General features: G+C 59.6%; 16 protein-coding genes and 3 pseudogenes. 9 read left to right on the forward strand and 10 right to left on the reverse strand.

Features of this window, described 5'->3' with window-relative positions:
• Window positions 1-179 precede the first annotated feature (179 nt).
• Both AB4N76_RS11620 and AB4N76_RS11625 read left to right on the forward strand, forming a co-directional pair.
• Window positions 180-713: an REP-associated tyrosine transposase gene (locus AB4N76_RS11620; protein WP_046029880.1), complete on the forward strand. Its 534-nt coding sequence runs from the start codon at window positions 180-182 to the stop codon at window positions 711-713.
• Between the two features lie 280 nt (window positions 714-993).
• Window positions 994-1818 (forward strand): SDR family oxidoreductase, encoded by an 825-nt coding sequence (locus tag AB4N76_RS11625; protein ID WP_046029879.1) that lies wholly within the window; start codon window positions 994-996, stop codon window positions 1816-1818.
• A 112-nt stretch (window positions 1819-1930) separates the two neighbouring features.
• Here the strand turns inward: AB4N76_RS11625 and gbcB are convergent, their stop codons facing one another.
• Window positions 1931-3031 carry a glycine-betaine demethylase subunit GbcB gene (gene gbcB / locus AB4N76_RS11630; protein WP_046029877.1) on the reverse strand — a complete coding sequence of 367 codons (1101 nt, stop codon included), beginning with the start codon at window positions 3029-3031 and terminating at the stop codon, window positions 1931-1933.
• A gap of 282 nt (window positions 3032-3313) precedes the next feature.
• Here gbcB and gbcA point away from each other — a divergent pair, with 282 nt between their 5' ends.
• Window positions 3314-4609 (forward strand): glycine-betaine demethylase subunit GbcA, encoded by a 1296-nt coding sequence (gbcA, locus tag AB4N76_RS11635; RefSeq protein WP_046029875.1) that lies wholly within the window; start codon window positions 3314-3316, stop codon window positions 4607-4609.
• 762 nt (window positions 4610-5371) lie between these two features.
• On the opposite strand, the pseudogene AB4N76_RS11640 reads toward gbcA, so the two are convergent.
• The 8 genes and pseudogenes from AB4N76_RS11640 to AB4N76_RS11675 all read right to left on the reverse strand — a co-directional run bounded on the left by AB4N76_RS11640 (window position 5372) and on the right by AB4N76_RS11675 (window position 15163).
• Window positions 5372-6560, reverse strand: a pseudogene (locus AB4N76_RS11640) (retropepsin-like aspartic protease).
• Between the two features lie 130 nt (window positions 6561-6690).
• On the reverse strand, window positions 6691-7257 hold the full coding sequence (locus AB4N76_RS11645; protein WP_046029871.1) for a GNAT family N-acetyltransferase: 567 nt from the start codon (window positions 7255-7257) through the stop codon (window positions 6691-6693).
• 20 nt (window positions 7258-7277) lie between these two features.
• Complete coding sequence (etfB, locus tag AB4N76_RS11650; RefSeq protein ID WP_077431143.1) at window positions 7278-8048, reverse strand: electron transfer flavoprotein subunit beta; 771 nt, start codon at window positions 8046-8048, stop codon at window positions 7278-7280.
• Window positions 8049-8063: 15 nt separating this feature from the next.
• Window positions 8064-9284 carry an electron transfer flavoprotein subunit alpha gene (gene etfA, locus AB4N76_RS11655; RefSeq protein ID WP_460164474.1) on the reverse strand — a complete coding sequence of 407 codons (1221 nt, stop codon included), beginning with the start codon at window positions 9282-9284 and terminating at the stop codon, window positions 8064-8066.
• Complete coding sequence (gene dgcB / locus AB4N76_RS11660; protein ID WP_460164475.1) at window positions 9284-11233, reverse strand: dimethylglycine demethylation protein DgcB; 1950 nt, start codon at window positions 11231-11233, stop codon at window positions 9284-9286. Before dgcB ends, etfA begins: the two co-directional genes overlap by 1 nt.
• Before the next feature lie 176 nt (window positions 11234-11409).
• The gene (dgcA, locus tag AB4N76_RS11665; RefSeq protein WP_046052432.1) at window positions 11410-13470 is read right to left on the reverse strand and encodes a dimethylglycine demethylation protein DgcA; all 2061 of its coding nucleotides are present in this window, start codon (window positions 13468-13470) and stop codon (window positions 11410-11412) included.
• Window positions 13471-13485: 15 nt separating this feature from the next.
• Window positions 13486-14016, reverse strand: a complete 531-nt coding sequence (locus AB4N76_RS11670; RefSeq protein WP_007947752.1) for a DUF5943 domain-containing protein — start codon at window positions 14014-14016, stop codon at window positions 13486-13488.
• A 169-nt stretch (window positions 14017-14185) separates the two neighbouring features.
• A complete protein-coding gene (locus tag AB4N76_RS11675; protein WP_460164476.1) occupies window positions 14186-15163 on the reverse strand; it encodes a dipeptidase in 978 nt (325 codons plus the stop codon).
• A gap of 234 nt (window positions 15164-15397) precedes the next feature.
• Here AB4N76_RS11675 and AB4N76_RS11680 point away from each other — a divergent pair, with 234 nt between their 5' ends.
• The 4 genes and pseudogenes from AB4N76_RS11680 to AB4N76_RS11695 all read left to right on the forward strand — a co-directional run bounded on the left by AB4N76_RS11680 (window position 15398) and on the right by AB4N76_RS11695 (window position 17021).
• Window positions 15398-15799: a lysozyme inhibitor LprI family protein gene (locus AB4N76_RS11680; protein WP_046029862.1), complete on the forward strand. Its 402-nt coding sequence runs from the start codon at window positions 15398-15400 to the stop codon at window positions 15797-15799.
• 212 nt (window positions 15800-16011) lie between these two features.
• Window positions 16012-16265: pseudogene (locus AB4N76_RS11685) on the forward strand (type II toxin-antitoxin system RelE family toxin).
• On the forward strand, window positions 16249-16572 hold the full coding sequence (locus AB4N76_RS11690) for a helix-turn-helix domain-containing protein (RefSeq protein WP_109785589.1): 324 nt from the start codon (window positions 16249-16251) through the stop codon (window positions 16570-16572). Before AB4N76_RS11685 ends, AB4N76_RS11690 begins: the two are co-directional and overlap by 17 nt.
• 32 nt (window positions 16573-16604) lie before the next feature.
• The gene (locus AB4N76_RS11695) at window positions 16605-17021 is read left to right on the forward strand and encodes a DUF3010 family protein (RefSeq protein WP_046029859.1); all 417 of its coding nucleotides are present in this window, start codon (window positions 16605-16607) and stop codon (window positions 17019-17021) included.
• A 120-nt stretch (window positions 17022-17141) separates the two neighbouring features.
• Here the strand turns inward: AB4N76_RS11695 and AB4N76_RS11700 are convergent.
• Window positions 17142-18085, reverse strand: a pseudogene (locus AB4N76_RS11700) (GlxA family transcriptional regulator).
• Window positions 18086-18293: 208 nt separating this feature from the next.
• Here AB4N76_RS11700 and choX point away from each other — a divergent pair.
• A complete protein-coding gene (gene choX, locus AB4N76_RS11705) occupies window positions 18294-19238 on the forward strand; it encodes a choline ABC transporter substrate-binding protein (RefSeq protein ID WP_046029855.1) in 945 nt (314 codons plus the stop codon).
• An 88-nt stretch (window positions 19239-19326) separates the two neighbouring features.
• Complete coding sequence (locus AB4N76_RS11710) at window positions 19327-20214, forward strand: beta-keto acid cleavage family enzyme (RefSeq protein ID WP_046029853.1); 888 nt, start codon at window positions 19327-19329, stop codon at window positions 20212-20214.
• Window positions 20215-20345 lie beyond the last annotated feature (131 nt).

The following is a 20345-nucleotide window of genomic DNA, read 5'->3' on the forward strand; positions in this document are numbered from 1 at the left end:
TCCGCGTTCCTGCTTCACCTGCGTTGTGACGCAGAGCGTCACGGGCTGCATTCCCACGCGGAGCGTGGGAACGATCAGTGTCGCAGTGACGCAATTTCCCACTGATTGCGCAGCTCTGTCCTCTAGTACCGTCACAAAATCGCGCCCACCCTAGCCATTCCAGCGCAAAGGATGCACCCATGGGCCGAAGCCGTTACACCATCACCGAACCCGACAAACCGCACTTCCTGACCTGCACGATCATGGAATGGCTGCCGCTGTTCATCCGCCCTTACATCGTCGATCACCTGCTTGATTGCTGGCGCTATCAGCAAACTCATCACGATCTAAAACTGTATGGCTATGTCGTTCTGGAGAACCATCTGCACTTTGTTGCCGAAGCTCCAGACTTGAACAAATGTCTCAGTCAATTCAAATCCTTTACCGCCCGGCAAATAATCGACGACCTGCAGAGCAAAGGCGCTGAACGTGCGCTGCAACGCCTGCGTTTTTGTAAACGCGCTCATAAGAAGGATCGGGTATATCAACTTTGGCAGGAGGGTTCACACGCAGAAATGGTGTACAGCGAAACGGTGATGCACCAAAAGCTGGACTACATCCACAACAACCCGGTGAAGCGCGGGTACGTAGACTTGCCGGAGCACTGGAGGTATTCAAGCGCCCGAGATTACACAGGCAAAGAGGGCTTGATTGAGATTCAACGGTGGTACTGAGACGATGACCGCAGTGATCGTTCCCACGCTCCGCGTGGGAACGACTCTCGGGACGCTCCGCGTTCCTGCAACACCACGGTGCATAACCGGACATCAATGCGACGCGGAGCGTCACGGGCTGCATTCCCACGCGGAGCGTGGGAACGATCAAGCTGCTACATAAAAAGCGCTGTCGCCCCCTCCCGATACAAAAGTGCCCGTGATCGTGGCGCAACTCTTGGTCTACATTGTCTGCGAGCCGTTTTGATCCGCTCACATAACAATAATCAGGAGCGTATGCATGTCCCTACAAGGCAAAACCCTGTTCATCACCGGCGCCAGCCGCGGGATTGGTCGTGAGATCGCGCTGCGGGCGGCGCGTGACGGGGCCAATATTGTAATTGCGGCCAAAAGCGCCGAGCCGCACTCCAAATTGCCGGGTACGATTTTCAGTGTGGCGCAGGAAGTCGAAGCGGCCGGGGGCAAGGCGCTGGCCTTGCAGGTGGACGTGCGCGAGGAAGACGCGGTACGCGCAGCACTGGCCCAGGCCAACGAACATTTCGGCAGCATCGATGCGCTGATCAACAATGCGGGCGCCATCAAGTTGACCGGGGTCCAGCACATCGAACTCAAGCGCTTCGACCTGATGCACCAGATCAACACCCGCGCCGTGTTGCTGTGCAGCCAGGCCGCCCTGCCCTATCTGAAAAAAACCGGCGGGCACATTCTCAACCTGTCACCGCCCTTGAATTTGGCGACCAAATGGTTCGCCCAATACAGCCCCTACACCGTGACCAAATACGGCATGAGCATGCTGACGCTGGGCATGAGCGAGGAGTTCAAGAACTACGGCATCAGCGTCAATTCGCTGTGGCCACAGACGATGATCGCCACCGCCGCCATCGAGTTCCAACTTGGCTCACGGGAATCATTCAAGCATGCGCGCACGCCGGCGATCATGGCCGATGCCGCCCATGTAATCCTGAGCAGCGCAAATCGCAGCCTGACCGGGCGGTTGTTGATTGATGAGGAGATATTGCGGGAAAGCGGCGTGACGGAATTTGAACACTACCGCTTCGAGCCTGACAGCAGCGACAAGTTGATGACTGACCTATTCGTCGACTGAAAACCTGTAGGAGCGAGCCTGCTCGCGATGACGGAACCTGGCGCAACTTCAATGTTGGCCAATCCACCGCTATCGCGAGCAGGCTCGCTCCTACAGGGATTTAGGGTGCGAATCAGAACTCGATACGCACGTCGCCCTTCGGCACGCTGCAGCACGACAAAATAAACCCTTCGGCCTCGTCTTCTTCGGTGATCCCGCCGTTGTGGTCCATTTCGACCTCGCCACCCAGTTTCATCACCTTGCACGTCCCGCAAATGCCCATGCCGCAGGCCTTCGGAATCAACAGCCCCAACTTGGCAGCCGCCGCGTGAACGGTTTCCCCCGGCGCAACGCGAATGCTTTTGCCGGACGCGGTGAATTCCACCTGATACAGATCCGCCACGTCGAGTTCCGGTGCGTCGGCCGCCTGCTCGGCGTGTTCCACTGCATCGGCGCGCGCCTCTGGCGGGGTCGCGCCGAAGGACTCTTCGTGATAACGCGACATATCGAAGCCAGCGGCTTCCAGCAAGCGCTTGACCGCACTCATGTACGGCGTCGGGCCGCAGCAGAACACTTCGCGCTCAAGGAAGTCCGGCGCCATCAACTCAAGCATTCGGTGGTTGAGGTAACCGCGATAACCGGCCCAGGGCTCACCCATGCCGTGCTTCTCGCAGATCAGGTGCAGGCTGAAGTTGTCGATCCGCGATGCCATGTGTTCCAGCTCACGGTGGTAAATGATGTCCTTGGGCGAGCGGGCGCTGTGGATAAACACCATGTCGACGTTGCCGTTGGTGTCATAGAACCAGCGCGCCATGGACATGACCGGCGTGATGCCGACGCCACCGCTGAGGTAGAGCACCTTCGGCGCGGTGAAGTCCATGGCGTTGAACAGCCCGACCGGCCCGTGCACTGCCAGCTCCTGACCTTCATGCAGGGTATCGTGCAGCCAGTTCGAGACCTTGCCGCCCGGCACACGCTTGATCGTCACCGAAAAGCTGTAAGGCACCGATGGCGAGCTGGAAATGGTGTAGGAGCGCATGATCGGCACGCCTTCGATTTCCAGCTCCAGGGTGACGAACTGCCCCGGTTTAAAGAAGAACATGATCGGCTGATCGGCCATGAAGCAGAAAGTGCGCACATCCCAGGTTTCCTGGATGACTTTGACGCAACGGACGATGTGTCGACCATTGGCCCAGGTCTGGGTCGTTACCGGATTCAGGAAGCTGTTGGACATGCTGTTCTCCACCGCCGATGCTCGGCCTTATGTTGGCGATTCTGCGTAACGCGCCGATCACCCATTTACCTATCTGCGACATTCACATACTTATCGCGACCAGCCTGCATCTACCGGGGGTTGCGCGTCGGGAACAGATTGGGCCATGTCGCCCATGGATAAGGTTCTGCCCAGCGCCGGCCCCACACTCGCCCCATACCAAGACACAACCATTACACCTTGCGTAGCAAACCTGATTAGCCACTTTCGCCGGCCACACAGAATGGCCTTGAGGATTAAACGATGGACGTCACCACTACCCTGAGCCTGGGCGATCCACTGGAACCCGCACGCAAGGCCACCGCGCAGATGCTGCAAGAACGCGAGCGCACTTTCTCGCTGCCGCAGCCGTTTTACTCTGACGAGCGGCTGTTTGATATCGACATGCAGGAAATCTTCCAGAAAGAGTGGTTGATCGCCGGCATGACCTGCGAGATCCCGACCAAGGGCAACTACCTGACCCTGCAAATCGGCAAAAACCCGATCATCGTGATTCGCGGCGCCGAAGGCGTTGTGCACGCGTTTCACAACGTCTGCCGCCACCGTGGTTCACGCCTGTGCACCAGCGAAAAAGGCAAGGTCGCCAAACTGGTTTGCCACTACCACCAGTGGACCTACGAGCTCGACGGTCGCCTGCTGTTCGCCGGCACCGAGATGGGCGCCGACTTCGACATGAAGCAGTACGGCCTCAAGCCGGTGAACGTGAAGACTGCGGGTGGCTACATCTTCATCAGCCTGTCGGAGAACCCGCCAGCCATCGATGACTTCCTGTCGACGCTGAACCATTACATGGAACCGTACGACATGGAGAACACCAAGGTGGCGATTACCACCACCTTGATGGAAAAGGCCAACTGGAAACTGGTGCTGGAAAACAACCGTGAGTGCTACCACTGCAACGCGTCGCACCCGGAATTGCTGAAAACCCTGTTGGAATGGGACGACGTCACCGACCCACGTGCCGATCAGGCATTCAAGGACCACGTCGCGGCCTCCGCCGCTGCCTGGGAAGCCGAGAAGATCCCTTACGCCCACGCCAGCTTCGGCCTGCGTAACCGCATCGTGCGCATGCCACTGCTCAAGGGCACCGTGTCGATGACCATGGACGGTAAACAGGGCTGCGCCAAACTCATGGGCCGTATCAAGAACCCGGACCTGGGCTCGATGCGCATCTTGCACCTGCCGCACTCGTGGAACCACTGCATGGGCGACCACATCATCGTCTTCACGGTGTGGCCGATCAGCGCTCAGGAAACCATGGTCACCACCAAGTGGATCGTGCACAAGGATGCCGTTGAAGGCGTGGACTATGACGTGGAGCGCATGCGCCAGGTCTGGGACGCCACCAACGACCAGGACCGTCGCCTGGCCGAAGAGAACCAGCGCGGCATCAACTCCACCGCTTACCAGCCAGGGCCTTACTCCAAGACGTATGAGTTTGGCGTGGTGAACTTTGTGGACTGGTACAGCGAACGCCTGCTGAACAACCTGGGGGCCGAGCCTGCGCCGTACCTCAAAGGCGTTCCTGTACAAGGCTGACAGCGCTAAAAGCATCGTCGGAACGCCGCCCGGAGCCGGCTCACTCCTACAGGGGAATGTAGGAGTGAGCCGGCTCGCGATGGCACCCTCCCCCAACAACACATCCTCCCCCGATATCCCCCCGATTCAGAACTGTACGAAATATGATCTATTCCGTTCAGCACTATGCCCCGCGTGCCTTCCAGCCTTCAGCAAACAAGTTATCCACACCTCCACCCACAGCTATTGGGGACAAGTGTGGTTTTACAGAAAACTTTCTCCACAGAAACTGAAGAAAATCCGTGACTTATCCAGAAGCAGGGTTTTGAACGGCAACTGGTTGTTTTTTGATCTAAAGCTTGTAGGTCACGTTTTACGTGGCTTACAGAGGATGGCAAACACCTTATCCACAGAAGCGCCAACAGACTTTGGGGGCAACTTCTGTCGTTCTGTGGAAAACCGCTGAAAACCTTGATAAATCGCGGTTTGCGGGCTGTTTACCGATCAGAATCGATGAATTGTTCGTTTTTTGAACAATCGTATGCAGGCACCGGTTTATAAGGCCTGTAGAGGTTAGCGAACATCTTATCCACAGAAGCGCCAACAGAGATTGGGGGCAAGTATTGGAGCACGCATAACTTTATCCACCGTAAAAAGCCCATAAAAAACCGGCACTTAGCCTGGTTGTTTTTTGTACGGAGGCTTGCAGGGCTTGATTTGTGTGGGGTGTAGCGAGGGACGAACACGTTATCCACAGAATCGCCAACAGGGATTGTGGGTAAATCAGATTTTATTCAGACACGAGTGACCGGATTCGGGGTCAAGGTCCATCTCGTAGTCCTTGAATGCCCGCCAGCCGAGCAAAATCGAAGGCACGTACTGCCCGTCCAACAACGACGGCGGAATGGTGAAGCCTGGGTAGTATTTGTACTGGATGACCCTGGTGTGGCCGGACAAATCCAATTCGCCCCTGAAGGTCTGATGGCGCGAGTTTTCGGCGACGTTGACAGGAGACTCCCCGGGCCAGGCCGACGTCAGGTAATCAACATTGCCGGTATCGACAATCGCCAGTGTCGCCCGGCGATCCAGGTGTGCGGCAATGGTCAGTCGTTGATTGATGTCCATGCGCCCATAGGTCACCGGCGCATCGCATCGCGCGGGAGGTGCAGCGTTAAGCTCCAGGTTCTTTCTGCTGAGCTTCAAGCGCCCCAACTTGCCGATCAGATCCAGCCCCAGCAAGTTATCCCGGTCGCTGACAAACACCAGGACATTCCTGAATTCGCTCCCGCCGATCGTCAAGGACTCGAAAATACCCAGCTTGGCTGACAGGTCATGTTCGCCATAAAAGGTGCTGTAGCCGTATTGGGAGTCGGTCAGCAAGGTGATGCCCATGAGCTTCGCGGTTTCGCTGTTGACCCGGGTTTGTGGCGCACCGGTGTCCACTATGAAACGCGACGAGACACCGTTGGCCGCTTTGACGCTGATGTAGGGCAGCACTTCGTCCGTGACGTAACCCTCGCTGGGGCGTGGATAAAGCGTCACGACCTCGTGTCGCCGGCTCCTGGTCACGGAAAAGTCGCCGACCGCGCGCAGGGCCGCGATGGATCGAGGGCCAAACATGGAAAAAAGAACGTTGAGCTCGGGATCATTCGCGATGGCCCGGGCATGGCGGTGCTTGATCGCCAGGTAGTAATCAGGCAGTTGATTGGCGACTTTGGCCTCGAACATTCGGGCGTAAACGGACACTGAACAACTGAGATTGCTCTCGGCATCCACAACCTTGGCACACTGCTGCCGCATCTGTGCCAGGGACGCTTTTTTGCCCTTGCGGCGACGCCATCCACTGATAAAAATCCAGATCGGCTGCATGACGTGGCTCGACAGCCGCGGGCTTGGCCGCCGCCATCAAACCCGCAGGCACGCACATCACCGCACAGAGCAACCAGGTCGCACGACGCTGCAACGCCTTCATAGTCAACCCACTCAAAAACGGGTTTCATGATTAAGCGCTGAACGTCTAAAAGCTCCGTAGACCGTGCCGCACCCTTAGACAGCGCACAGCAAAACTGTAGCTCACCGAGCGGTACGGCGAGTGGTCGCCCTTACGGCCGATACATCAGGTAAGCCTCACCCGTGACCCGAATCATCGGGTGGGGCGTGATTTGACAGGTGTCGACGATACGAAAGCCGTGTCGCTCGTAAAACCGGCGGGCGCCGGTGTTCGCAGCGTAGTCGATCAGGCTCAGGCCATTGAGCCCCAACTGATTGGCCCGGTCGTAGGCGTAAGCGAGGAACTGCTTGCCCAGGCCCTGGTTGCGCCACCCCTCGTGCAGCGCCAGGCTGGAGATGTACAGGGTGTCAGGGATTTCCATCGTGGCGTAGGGCGCCAACACCGGGTCAGTCACCGGAGCCGCCAGCGGATCATGGCGCATCACATAGCAGTGCATCATGCCGACGACTTCCCCGTTCGCTTCGGCGATCAGGCAATTCTGATAGGAAAAGTCCACATCGTCGCGGGCATAGCGGATGGCACCAACGTCCAGCAGGTCCTGGCCGGGCTCTGCTATCTGGCTCCAGATGTAATCCGAAGCCCCTTCCGACGAAATCTGGAACAACCGCGCAATCTCCCGCGCATCGCCGCGCCGGGCCAAACGAAACTCAACAGCCATTAACTTCCCCCAACGGACCGCTAGCGGACCACACCTTCTTCAATCAGCAATTTGAGAATGGCTTCAGCCCCCGCTTGCGCCGTAACACCCTTGAGCACTTGCCCACCGCCACCGCTGGCCTTGGCCGTCGCCGCCTTCATGCGATCGGCACCGCTCTTGGCCTTGATCACCTTCAAGCGCTTGGGCCGTGGCTTGGCCGGTTGCAGGGTGGCGACCGCCAGCAAATCATCGTCGACGACTTCCACGTCATCGGCGTGCAACACGCCCCGCCGCGCAGGGCCGTAGGCACTCTGCCGAGGTTTCGGTGCAGCGTTATCCACCGTGGCGAGAAACGGCAGGCGCACTTTCAATCGACGGCGCTGGCCACGGGGCAAAGCCTGAAGCACCAACGCAGAACTGCCATCGATGGACTCCACTTGAGCCAAACCGACCACCAATGGCCAGCCGAGGCTTTCCGCCAACAAAAACGGCAACATGCCCGAGCCTTCACCGGTTTCGGCCTGACTGCCGGTCAGCACGACTTGTGCCCCCGCATCGCGCAAATAGGCGGTCAACGCTGGCAGTGCATCGGCACCTGAAGGCTGCTCAAGCACATGCAATTGTTCCAGCCCCATGCCCAGGTAGGCGCGCAGTGCAGGTTCAGCGACATCGCCGGCATGCAGCACTTGCAGGTTATCCCCAGCCAGTTGCAAGCCCAGCTCCACCGCCCGCGCATCCTGCTCCGCGCGACGTGGCCGGCCGGAGGTCGGGTGGGCGCCGATGGACACCAGGCTGATGATTTTCGTGCTCATAACCCTTTCCTTCCCTTAAGCCGCATCGCGCTTGGCGTCGTTGCGGTAAGCCTCTACCGCGTCAATCAAGGCTTGAAGAATCTCGGCGCTCTCGCCGATCACCGACAGGTCGGCCCGTTTGATCATGTCGCAGCCAGGATCGAGGTTGATTGCCACCACCTTGTCGCAGGCACCGATGCCTTGCAGGTGCTGAATCGCCCCGGAAATCCCCACGGCCACGTAAACCCGCGCGGTCACCCAGGTGCCGGATGCGCCAACCTGACGGTCACGGGCCATGAAGCCATCGTCCACCGCCACACGGGACGCGCCTTCGGTAGCGCCCAACGCCTCGGCCGTCCTGTGGAAAAGTCCCCAGTCCTTGACCCCATTGCCGCCAGAGAAGATGAACTCGGCTTCGGCCATCGGAATCGCCGCAGGGTCCACCGCCACCGCGCCCAGATCTTCGATGCGCGAGAGGCTGCGCGCCACGGCTGTGGATAACTCCACCGCCAAGGCTTCGTGACGGGTTTCACTGACCGGTTCGGCACATTCGGCCGCCGCCAGAATCAACCGCGCAACCGGGCGTGCAAGGTCTTGCAAACCAGCACCGGCGCGGCCGATGCATTCCTGATCCTTGACCTGCCAGACCCGCGTGGCCGGGCGTTCGCCCAGTGCGGCGGCAAAGCGTCGACCCAGTTCACCACCGCCGCTGCGGCTGTCCGGCAACAGCCAATGACGCGGGCTGAACTGGTTATCCACAGCCCGCAAGCCCTGGACCCGTTGTTCCGGTGCATAACCGCTGAATTCGTCACCTTCCAGCACCAGCAAGCGATCGACGCCCGCGGTGGCAAACGTCGTCTCTTTGTGTTCGCCGAAGACCACGGCCAGTACCGCGCCGTCCTTGCCGGCCAACTGATGCGCCAGCCCCAGCAAGTCGCGGTCGTGGCTGCTCAAGCGGCCGCCGACCATGTCCGGCACCACGCTGATGTAGAACGCAGGTGCTGGTACCTGATGTAGCGGCAGTTGCACTTCAACGGCGGCAGAGCGTTTGCTCGCCCCGCCCTGTTGAGCGCCGCTGCGGTCAATGCGTTTGATGCCGTTGGGACCGATAAAACCGATGCCATGAGGATTCTTACGGATGACACCGTTCGGCCCCATCCAGCTGTGTTGCGCCGGTTGCATGGCCGCGTGCAGCGGGTGCAAACGGTTACGGGCGATCCATTCGGCGCGTGGGTCGCGGCGGATAATGTCGCTCATCAGTGGGCCTCCGCAGGTTCACGTTGGGCCGGTTTGGTCGGCTTGCTCGGGGCCGCGTCTTCGAGCAACGCGTCCGCCACCAGTTCGGCGATGTCCTTGATCAGCGGCCGGGGTTCGACCACGCCTTCGAGCATCGCAGTGCATTGTGGACAACCCACGGCCACCAGTTCGGCGCCGGTTTCGCGGATGTCTTCCATGCGCATGTCGGGAATACGTTGCTTGCCAGGAATGTCAGTGATCGGTGCACCGCCACCACCGCCGCAGCAGCGCGAGCGGAAACCGGAACGTTGCATCTCTTTCACTTCGATCCCGAGGGCGCGCAGTACTTCACGTGGTGCCTCGTATTCACCGTTGTAGCGACCGAGGTAGCACGGGTCGTGATAGGTCACGCTGTTGCCTTTGTGCTGACCCAGATTCAACGCGCCAGCGCCGATGATTTCTGCCATGTAGGTGCTGTGGTGCTGCACCAGGTAGTTGCCGTCGAACGCGCCGTACTCGTTTTTCAGCACGTGGAAGCTGTGCGGGTCGCAGGTGACGATGCGGTTGAAGCTGTATTTGGCCAGGGTCTGGATATTGCGTTTGGCCAATAGCTGGAAGGTCGCTTCGTCGCCCAGGCGTCGGGCTACGTCACCACTGTCGCGCTCTTCGAGACCCAGCACCGCGAAGTCGACTTTCGCCGCTTTCAGCACTTTGACGAAGGCGCGCAAGGTGCGCTGGTTGCGCATGTCGAAGGCACCGTCGCCGACCCAGAACAGCACGTCGACGGATTTCTTCTCGCTCATCAGCGTGAGGTTCAGGTCCGCCGCCCAGTTCATCCGCCCGCCCGGCGCGAAGCCGCCCGGGTTGTCGGTGGCGATCAGGTTTTCCAGGACTTCGGCGCCCTTGTTTGGCGTGGCGCCTTTTTCCAGGGTCAGATGGCGGCGCATGTCGACGATGGCATCGACGTGCTCGATCATCATCGGGCATTCCTCGACGCAGGCACGGCACGTGGTGCATGACCAAAGGGTTTCAGCGTCCACCAGACCGTTGACGATCGGTTGATGCGGGTTGCCTGCGTGTTCACCGATGGCTTTGCCTGGATACGGGCTACCGGCGAACTTGGCATCGGTGCCACCGGCCAGACCGACCACCATGTCCTGAATCAGTTTTTTCGGGTTCAGCGGCTGGCCGGCGGCGTAGGCCGGGCACGCGGCTTCGCATTTACCGCACTGCACGCAGGCGTCGAAGCCGAGCAGTTGGTTCCAGGTGAAATCCTTGGGTTTTTCCACGCCCAGCGGCGCGGTCGGGTCGTTCAGGTCCAGCGGTTTCAAACCGGTGGAACGGCCGCCATTAAAACGCTCGGCGCGACGGTGCCAGGCCAGGTGCAGCGCACCAGCGAAGGCGTGCTTCATCGGCCCGCCCCAGGTCATGCCGAAGAACAGTTCCGAAACGCCCCACAACACGCCGACGCCAAGGATCGCAGCGACCAGCCAACCACCGAAGTTTTCCGGAAGGATGCCGGCGACCGGCAGGGTCAACAGGAAGAACGATGCCGAGAACGCCAACAGGCTTTTCGGCAGGCGCATCCACGGGCCTTTGGACAAACGGGCCGGAGGGTTGCGCCGACGCAGGTAGACGAAGATCGCACCGACGAACATCACAGCCGTCATCAGTAACAGCGCATAACCAAGGATGCGGTTATGCAGGCCAAAACCATGAACCAGAATCGCCAGCACAATGGACGCCACTGCACCACCGGCCGTGGCGACGTGGGTGTTGGCGATGTATTTGTCCCGCGCGACGACATGGTGCAAATCGACCATGTAGCGCTTGGGCATGGCGAACAGGCCGCCGATCAGGTCAACTTTCGAAGCCCGGCCCCGACGCCACATAGCCACCCGCCGCAACGCGCCGAGGACAGCAAGGCCCAGGGCTGCGAACAACAGGATTGGAAGAAGGGTGTTCAACATGGTGGAGCTCCCAAAGACCGCAGGGTCTTGCAGGCCAAACTACCTGGATGCCTTGCCCGATTCCCTGTAGGAGCAGAGCTTGCTCGCGATGGCGGTATTTCTACCGCCAAAGATGCATCGGAAACTCCGACGCTATCGCGGGCAAGCCTTGCTCCTACAGGGCTATCCACAAGCTCTTAGAAATCCTTGCACAACCGCAGCGCGTCATAGATCGCCGCGTGGGTGTTGCGCTGGGCCACGCAGTCGCCGATGCGGAACAGCAAATAGCCGTCGCCCGCCTGGCTCAACGAAGGTTGCGGCTTGATCGCGAACAGGGCTTCGATGTCCATCTGGCCTTTGTTACGCGAGCCTTCCTTCAGGGCGTAGTAGATTTCTTCGTCCGGACGCACGCCGTTTTCGACAACAACCTGGTCCACCACCCGCTCCTCTTTGGCGCCGGTGTATTCGTTTTCCAGTACCGCCACCAGCTTGTCGCCTTCGCGGTAGACCTTCTCCAGCATCATGTCGCCGGTCATGATCACTTCTTTCGGGTACATGCTGCGGTAGTAAGTCGGGAACGACGTACCGCCAATGGCCACACCCGGCTTGATATCGTCGGTGACGATCTCGACCTGGCTGCCCTTGTCGGCGAGGAAGTCGGCCGTCGACATCCCGGTGAACTCGCAAATGGTGTCGTAGACCAGCACGTTCTTGCCCGGTGCAACCTTGCCGTCAAGGATGTCCCAACTGCTGACCACCAGACCTTCAGCCGCGCCCCAGTGCTCGTTTTGCTCCAGGAATGGATGGCCGCCGACGGCGAGTACCACCACATCCGGACGCAGGTCGAGAATGGTTGCCGCATCGGCCGCCACGCCCAGGCGCAGGTCAACTTTCAACCTCGCTAACTCAAGCTGGAACCAACGGGTGATACCGGCGATCTGGTCCCGTTGCGGGGCTTTCGAAGCGGTGGTGATCTGCCCGCCGATGAATTCTTTCTTCTCGAACAGGGTCACGTCGTGGCCACGTTCGGCCGACACACGCGCGGCTTCCATCCCGGCAGGGCCGGCACCGACCACCACAACCTTGCGCTTCACACCGGTCGATTTCTCGATGATGTGCGGTACGCCCATGTATTCACGGGAGGTCGCGGCGTTCTGGATGCACAACACATCCAGGCCTTGATACTGACGGTCGATGCAGTAGTTGGCACCGACGCACTGTTTGATCTGGTCGACCTGACCCATTTTGATCTTGGCGATCAGGTGCGGGTCGGCGATGTGGGCGCGGGTCATGCCGACCATGTCCACGTAGCCGCCCTCCAGAATACGGGTCGCCTGGTTCGGGTCCTTGATGTTCTGCGCGTGCAGCACCGGGGCCTTGACCACTTCCTTGATACCGGCCGCCAAGTGCAGGAATGGCTCCGGTGGATAACTCATGTTCGGGATAACGTTGGCCAGGGTGTTGTGGGTGTCGCAACCCGAACCCACCACGCCGATGAAGTCGATCATGCCGGTGTCGTCGTAGTACTTGGCGATCTGCTTCATGTCCTCGTGGGACAAGCCATCCGGGTGGAATTCATCACCGCACAGACGGATGCCGACGCAGAAATCCGGGCCGACTTCAGCCCGCACAGCCTTGATCACTTCCAGACCGAAACGCATGCGGTTCTCGAAGCTGCCGCCCCATTCGTCGGTACGTTTGTTGACCCGCGGGCTCCAGAACTGGTCGATCATATGCTGGTGCACGGCGGACAGCTCGACGCCGTCCAGGCCACCGGCCTTGGCACGCGCGGCGGCGCTGGCGTAGTTGCCGATCACCCGCCAGATTTCTTCCGGCTCGATGGTTTTGCAGGTCGCACGGTGCACTGGCTCGCGGATGCCCGACGGCGACAGCAGGGTTGGCCAATGCTCGCCGTCCCAACGGGAACGACGACCCATGTGAGTAATCTGGATCATGATCTTGGCGCCATGCTTGTGCATGGCATCGGCCAGATTCTGGAAATGCGGAATGATCCGGTCGTCGGCCAGGTTGACCGACTTCCACCAGCCTTGCGGGCTGTCGATGGCCACACTGGAAGAACCGCCGCAAATCGCCAGGCCGATCCCGCCCTTGGCTTTCTCTTCGTAATACTTGACGTACCGGTCGGTGGTCATGCCGCCGTCGGTGGCATAGACCTCGGCGTGCGCGGTGCTGAGCACGCGGTTGCGGATGGTCAGTTTGCCGATCTGGATCGGCTGGAACATTGCTTCGAAAGCCATGGCGGGTTCCTCGACTTACAACGGCTTGACGGTGAACAGGCCGTCGTCGTGGCCTTCTTCGGAGCCACCGTAGACTTGCTCGGCAACCGTGCGAATCTTGCTGCCACGGGCCTGCAGAATCTGATCCATGGCACCGGCAAACCAACCGGTGAACATGTAGTCGACCTTGCGCCCGACCTTGCCGTAGACGTAGACGAACGCCGAGTGTTCGAGCTTGACGCTGGCGGTGCCTTTGTCGAGGTCGATGTCCTGGATCTTGAACAGGCCCCAGCCGCGTTGCGACAGGCGTTTCATGTAGTGTTCGAACACCGCGACGCCTTCCAGGCCGTGGCATTCAGCTTCTTTTTCACACCAGTGCCAGGCGGACTTGTAGCCGGCCTTGTAGAGGATTTCGGCGTAGGCTTCGGCGCCCAGCACTTCCTCGATGCCCATGTGGTTGTTGACGAAGAAATGGCGCGGTACGTACAGCATTGGCAGGGCGTCGGAGGTCCAGACACCGGTTTCGCTGTCGACTTCGATTGGCAATTGCGGGGCGATTTTAGCCATGGGTAAAGCTCCAGAATTCAATGTGTTGAGGCGATAGCTAGCCGTAGCAGCTGTCGAGCCTGCGAGGCTGCGTTGGGCTGCGAAGCGGCCCTCGAGGGCGGTCCTTCGGACCGCAACGCAGCCTCGTGCCTCGGCAGCTGCTACAAAGATCGTTGTTTAAAAAGTGGCGTTATTCGCCCCAGACGTCCTTGAGGACGCTCACCCAGTTCTCGCCCATGATCTTGCGCACCACGCGCTCGGAGTGGCCGCGCTTGAGCAGGGTTTCGGTCAGGTTCGGGAACTCGCCGACGGTGCGGATGCCCAGCGGGTTGATGATCTTGCCGAAGCTGGTCAGGCGGCGGGCGTAGCCCTTGTCATGGGTCAGGTATTCGAAGAACTCCTGGCCATGGCCCTGGGTGAAATCGGTGCCGATGCCGATGGCGTCTTCGCCAACGATGTTCATGGTGTATTCGATGGCTTCGGCGTAATCGTCGATGGTCGAATCGATGCCCTTGGCCAGGAACGGCGCGAACATGGTCACGCCAACGAAACCGCCGTGATCGGCGATGAACTTCAGTTCTTCATCGGACTTGTTGCGCGGGTGGATTTTCAGGCCCGACGGCAGGCAGTGCGAGTAGCACACTGGCTTTTTCGATTCGAGGATGACTTCTTCCGACGTCTTGGAGCCGACGTGGGACAGGTCGCACATGACGCCGACGCGGTTCATCTCGGCGACGATTTCACGACCGAAACCCGACAGGCCGCCATCGCGCTCGTAGCAGCCGGTGCCCACCAGGTTCTGGGTGTTGTAGCACATCTGCACAATACCGACGCCGAGCTGCTTGAACACTTCGACATAGCCGATCTGGTCTTCAAACGCGTGAGCATTCTGGAAGCCGAACAGGATGCCGGTCTTGCCTTGCTCCTTGGCTTTACGGATGTCGGCAGTGGTGCGGACCGGGATCACCAGGTCGCTGTTCTCGCGAATCAGCTTCTGGCTGGCGGCGATGTTGTTGACGGTCGCCTGAAAGCCCTCCCACACCGACACGGTGCAGTTGGCCGCGGTCAGACCGCCCTTGCGCATGTCTTCGAACAGTTCACGGTTCCACTTGGCAATAATCAGCCCGTCGATAACGATGCTGTCGGCGTGCAATTCGGCTGGGCTCATCAGGCTGTCCCCTATTAGCGATTCACGCGCCGAATCGTGTGCCGGCGCTTTGGGGCCAGCATATGCCTCGGTGCCTCGGTAGCCGGGTGCAAAAACGACAGGGGGTTTGCCGAAAGCGTCAATCCGCGACAAAGGGTCGCCGCACGGCACGATTGCCCACCTGTTCAAGGGCCTTCGCATGGGCCAGAATTCGCGGCATTACTGAATGCACTACTGGATTGGGGCGGCGGCGCAATGAAATCGATCATCCTGGCTTTGGCACTGATAGCAACCGGCGTACACGCCGCTGAAGAGTCCGACGACAATCCCTGCGACAAAGTCGAAAACGACATCCAGACCCTCGAATGCTCGGCCTTCAGCCGAACCACTGCCGAAGACCTGCTCAAAGAAAACTACCAAGGCCTGACCGAGCGTATGCAAACGGCCTACGGCAAGAACCCGGCACAACTGTCCGACATCAACGCCAAGCTCAAGGCCGCTCAACAACAATGGCTGAAGACCCGAGATGCGGATTGCGCGGTTGAGGCGTTTCCGGCGACCAGCGGTAGCAAGGCGTTCACCATTGCGCAAAATGATTGCGTGGCGCGGATGAGTGACGAGCGGTCGGAGTTTTTGGAGTCGATTGGGCAGGAGTAAAGCCGATCGACTATCGGAAGCTGGCACTCACGCCAGCTTACTGTTCTGACAAACCGCCCTTTCCTACAGGCTGTGCTCACCACACCTACAACACCCTTTAGCTTGATAAACGAACGCATCAGGCAGGCAACATGCCGACATGGTTCGTTTATTGGCGCCCTGAAAAATATAAGTAAAGATTCGAAAATCTTATAAAAGACTTATATTTTCCCATGAACAGCATTCACTGGACTCGAAAGGCCGTTAAGCAGCTTCTGAAATTGCATTCCGCTCACCAGATCCAGGTTCGTGTGCCGTCACGGTGCTAACCGGCATGCCTGATACAGGCAATGTCAAAGCACTGGTTGGTCATGACTATGCCTATCGACTTCGAGTGGGTAACTATCGAGTCATGTTCGACTGGGATGGCGCAATCAAAGTGGTCAGTATTCAAGAGGTCAAAAAACGTGATGAACGCACCTACTGACGTTCAAATCATCAATGATGCAGAGGGAAACCCTGCTTTCGTGGTCATTCCCTACGCGCAATATGTGGCGCAAAAGATTGAGCCCGATCTGATTCCCCATGAAGTGGTCAGCCGTATCGTCGATGGCGCGACGCCGATTCGCGCATGGCGTGAACATCTGAACCTTACTCAGGATGAAGTGGCCAAACGCATGGGTATCTCCCAACCGGCCTTTGCGCAGCAGGAAACTGTCGCCAACCCCCGCAAGGCTACCCGCGAAAAAATCGCCGCAGCTTTCGGTATCAACGCCGATCAGCTTGAGCTGTAAGCTGCACGCCATCAGCCACTCAAGGAATTCAAATGAACATCTGCGGCATCGAAATCAAAGGCAGCGAAGCGATCATCGCCGTGGCCTCCCTCGACGGTTCGACCCTGAGCCATGTTGCCCTCAACACCAAGAAAATCGCCCTTGAGGATGACGACGAAGCCGCCAACGTCAAAGTGTTTGCGGCACAGGTCGCCTCGTTCGTGCGCGAGAATTCGATTGACCGGATCGCGATCAAGAAGCGCAGCAAGAAAGGTGAGTTCGCCGGTGGGCCGACTACGTTCAAGATCGAGGGCGTTTTCCAGCTGCTGGAGAATTGCGAGGTGACGTTGTTGTCGCCACAGACGATTAATGCGCAGAACAAGAAATTCGACTTCGAACTGCCGGCCACGCTGAACAAGTATCAGCATGAAGCGTTTAAAGCGGCCTGCTCGGCATTGATGAAGAAGTAACGCCCTCCACCGATCGTTCCCACGCTCTGCGTGGTATTGCATCCCGTGACGCTCTGCGTCACATCTCGAAGCGGACGCAGAGCGTCCATGGCGGCGTTCCCACGCAGAGCGTGGGAACGATCATGCCTTGGCGGTACGCCGGTCTTCCCGTGGGCACCGCGCAAACTTCGCCCGATAGCTGCGGGTGAAATACGACGGCGATTCAAACCCGCACGCGATACTCACTTCCAACACGCTCATGTCTGTCTGCCGCAATAACTGTCGGGCTTTCTCCAGCCGCAAGCGCAGGTAGAAATTGCTTGGCGTGTCGTTCAAATGCAGGCGAAACAATCGCTCCAGCTGACGCCGGGTGACTTTGATCGAGTCCGCCAGTTCCAGTGTGCTCAGTGGCGGTTCGCTGTGCTGTTCCATCTCGCCGATAACGTGAACAAGCTTCTTGTTTCGGATGCCATAGCGCGTGGCGACTTCCATGCGCTGGTGGTCTTTGCGTGGGCGGATGCGGCCGAGCACGAATTGTTCGCTGACCTGGATCGCCAGTTCCGGGCCGTGGGCCTGGGCGATGAGGTCGAGCATCAGGTCGATGGAGGCGGTGCCGCCCGCCGAGGTGATGCGCCGGCGGTCGATCTCGAACAGTTCCTGAGTCACGCTGAGCTGTGGATAAGATTCCTTGAACGCGTCGATGGCTTCCCAGTGCAGGGTCAGGCGATGGCCTTCGAGCAGGCCGGCCTCGGCGAGAATGAAGCTGCCGGTGTCGATGGCGCCAAGGGTCACGCCTTCAATGTCCAGGCGTCGCAGCCAGTGCTCCAGCGCCGGGGTGGCGAATTTCAGCGGCTCGAAGCCGGCGACCACCAAGAGCGTCGCACCTTCTTCAGCGGCTCCAACGCCGCATCGGCGTTGACCGACATGCCGTTGCTGGCCAAAACCGCACCGCCGTCAGCGCTCAGCACGTGCCAGCGGTACAGCTCGCCACGGAAGCGATTGGCAACCCGCAGCGGCTCGACGGCCGAGATAAATCCAATCGCCGAGAAACCCGGCATCAACAAGAAGTAGAAATCCTGGGACATGGAGCGCACTCGATTGGCATGTAGCGAGAGGGCGGGCAGCGTGTTGACGTTGATACGCCACTTGCCGGCGGCATTCAAGAGGACAGGTCGCTGCAGTGCAAGAGCTGGTCGCCGTAGTGCGCTTTCACGGGCGTGTTGCTGCGTAACTTGGCATCACCGGCGCATCAGACACCGGAACTCACAATAACGAACTGCCGAGGAACCTGAGATGAAACGACTGATCAGCAGCTGTGTTCTTGCACTCAGCGGTACCGCACTCCTGAGCGCCAGCGTCATGGCCGCCGAACCCGCCTCGTGCCAGAACGTGCGCATGGGCGTAGTGAACTGGACTGATGTCATTGCCACCAGCGCCATGACCCAGGTGCTACTCGATGGCCTCGGCTACAACACCAAACAAACCAGCGCGTCCCAGCAGATTATCTTCGCCGGGATCCGCGATCAGCGCCTGGACCTGTTCCTCGGTTACTGGAACCCGCTGATGACCCAGACCATCACCCCGTTCGTCGATGGCAACCAGGTCAAAGTGCTGCAAGCTCCAAGCCTGAAAGACGCCCGCGCAACCCTCGCCGTACCGACCTACCTCGCCGACAAGGGCCTGAAAACCTTCGCCGACATCGCCAAGTTCGAAAAAGAACTGGGCGGCAAGATCTACGGCATCGAGCCTGGCTCGGGCGCCAACACCCAGATCAAGGCGATGATCGCCAAGAACCAGTTTGGCCTCGGCAAGTTCCAGCTGGTCGAGTCCAGCGAAGCCGGCATGCTCGCGGCGGTGGATCGCGCCGTGCGCCGCAACGAGGCCGTGGTGTTCTTCGGCTGGGCGCCGCACCCGATGAACGTCAACGTGAAGATGACCTACCTCACTGGCAGTGACGACGCCCTGGGCCCGAACGAAGGCATGGCCACGGTCTGGACCGTCACCGCGCCCAAGTACGCCGAACAATGCCCGAACATCGGGCGCCTGCTGAGCAACCTCACCTACTCCGCCGAAGACGAGAGCCGGATGATGCAGCCGCTGCTCGATCACAAAGACGCCTTCGAATCGGCCAAGCAATGGCTGAAAGATCACCCGCAAGACAAACAGCGCTGGCTCGAAGGCGTAACTACCTTCGATGGCAAACCGGCGGCTGAAAACCTGCAACTGACCAGCAAGTAAACCCTGGATCCAAACCACCGATTCGCAGCCCTACCGGGCTGCGAGCGGGACCACCACGTCTGAAATCTTGCCTGTAAGGAACCGTCTCATGAACCACGACGTCATCATCACCTGCGCACTCACCGGTGCTGGCGACACGACCAGCAAAAGCCCACACGTGCCGGTCACTCCGAAACAAATCGCCGCAGCCGCCGTGGAAGCCGCCAAGGCCGGCGCCACCGTGGTTCACTGCCATGTGCGCAACCCCGAGACCGGCAAGTTCAGCCGCGACGTGGCGCTGTACCGCGAGGTGATGGAGCGCATCCGCGAGGCCGATGTCGACATCATCGTCAACCTCACCGCCGGCATGGGCGGCGACCTGGAAATCGGCGCTGGCGAGAACCCGATGGAGTTCGGCCCGAACACCGACCTGGTCGGCCCGCTGACCCGCCTGGCGCATGTTGAAGAGCTGCTGCCGGAAATTTGTACCCTCGATTGCGGCACCCTGAATTTCGGCGACGGCGACACCATTTACGTCTCTACTCCGGCGCAACTGCGCGCTGGCGCCAAACGCATTCAAGAGCTGGGCGTTAAAGCCGAGCTGGAAATTTTCGACACCGGTCACCTGTGGTTCGCCAAGCAACTGATCAAGGAAGGCCTGCTCGACGACCCGCTGTTCCAGCTGTGCCTGGGCATCCCGTGGGGCGCACCGGCTGACACCACCACCATGAAAGCCATGGTCGACAACCTGCCAGCCAACGCGGTGTGGGCCGGCTTCGGTATCGGTCGCATGCAGATGCCGATGGCGGCGCAAGCGGTGCTGCTGGGTGGCAACGTGCGGGTCGGCCTGGAAGACAACATCTGGCTGGACAAAGGCGTGCTGGCGACCAACGGCCAACTGGTCGAACGCGCTGGCGAAATCCTCAGCCGCCTCGGCGCCCGCGTGCTGACCCCGGCGGAAGGCCGCAAGAAGATGGGCCTGACCAAGCGCGGCTGACCCACCTCTAGATACATCACCTGTGGGAGCGGGCTTGCCCGCGATGAGGCCGGTACATCCGCCTCATGTTCTGAAAATGGAACACCGACATCGCGGGCAAGCCCGCTCCCACAGAGTCCTCAATATTTTCA

The organism is Pseudomonas sp. S2_F03 (assembly GCF_054668335.1).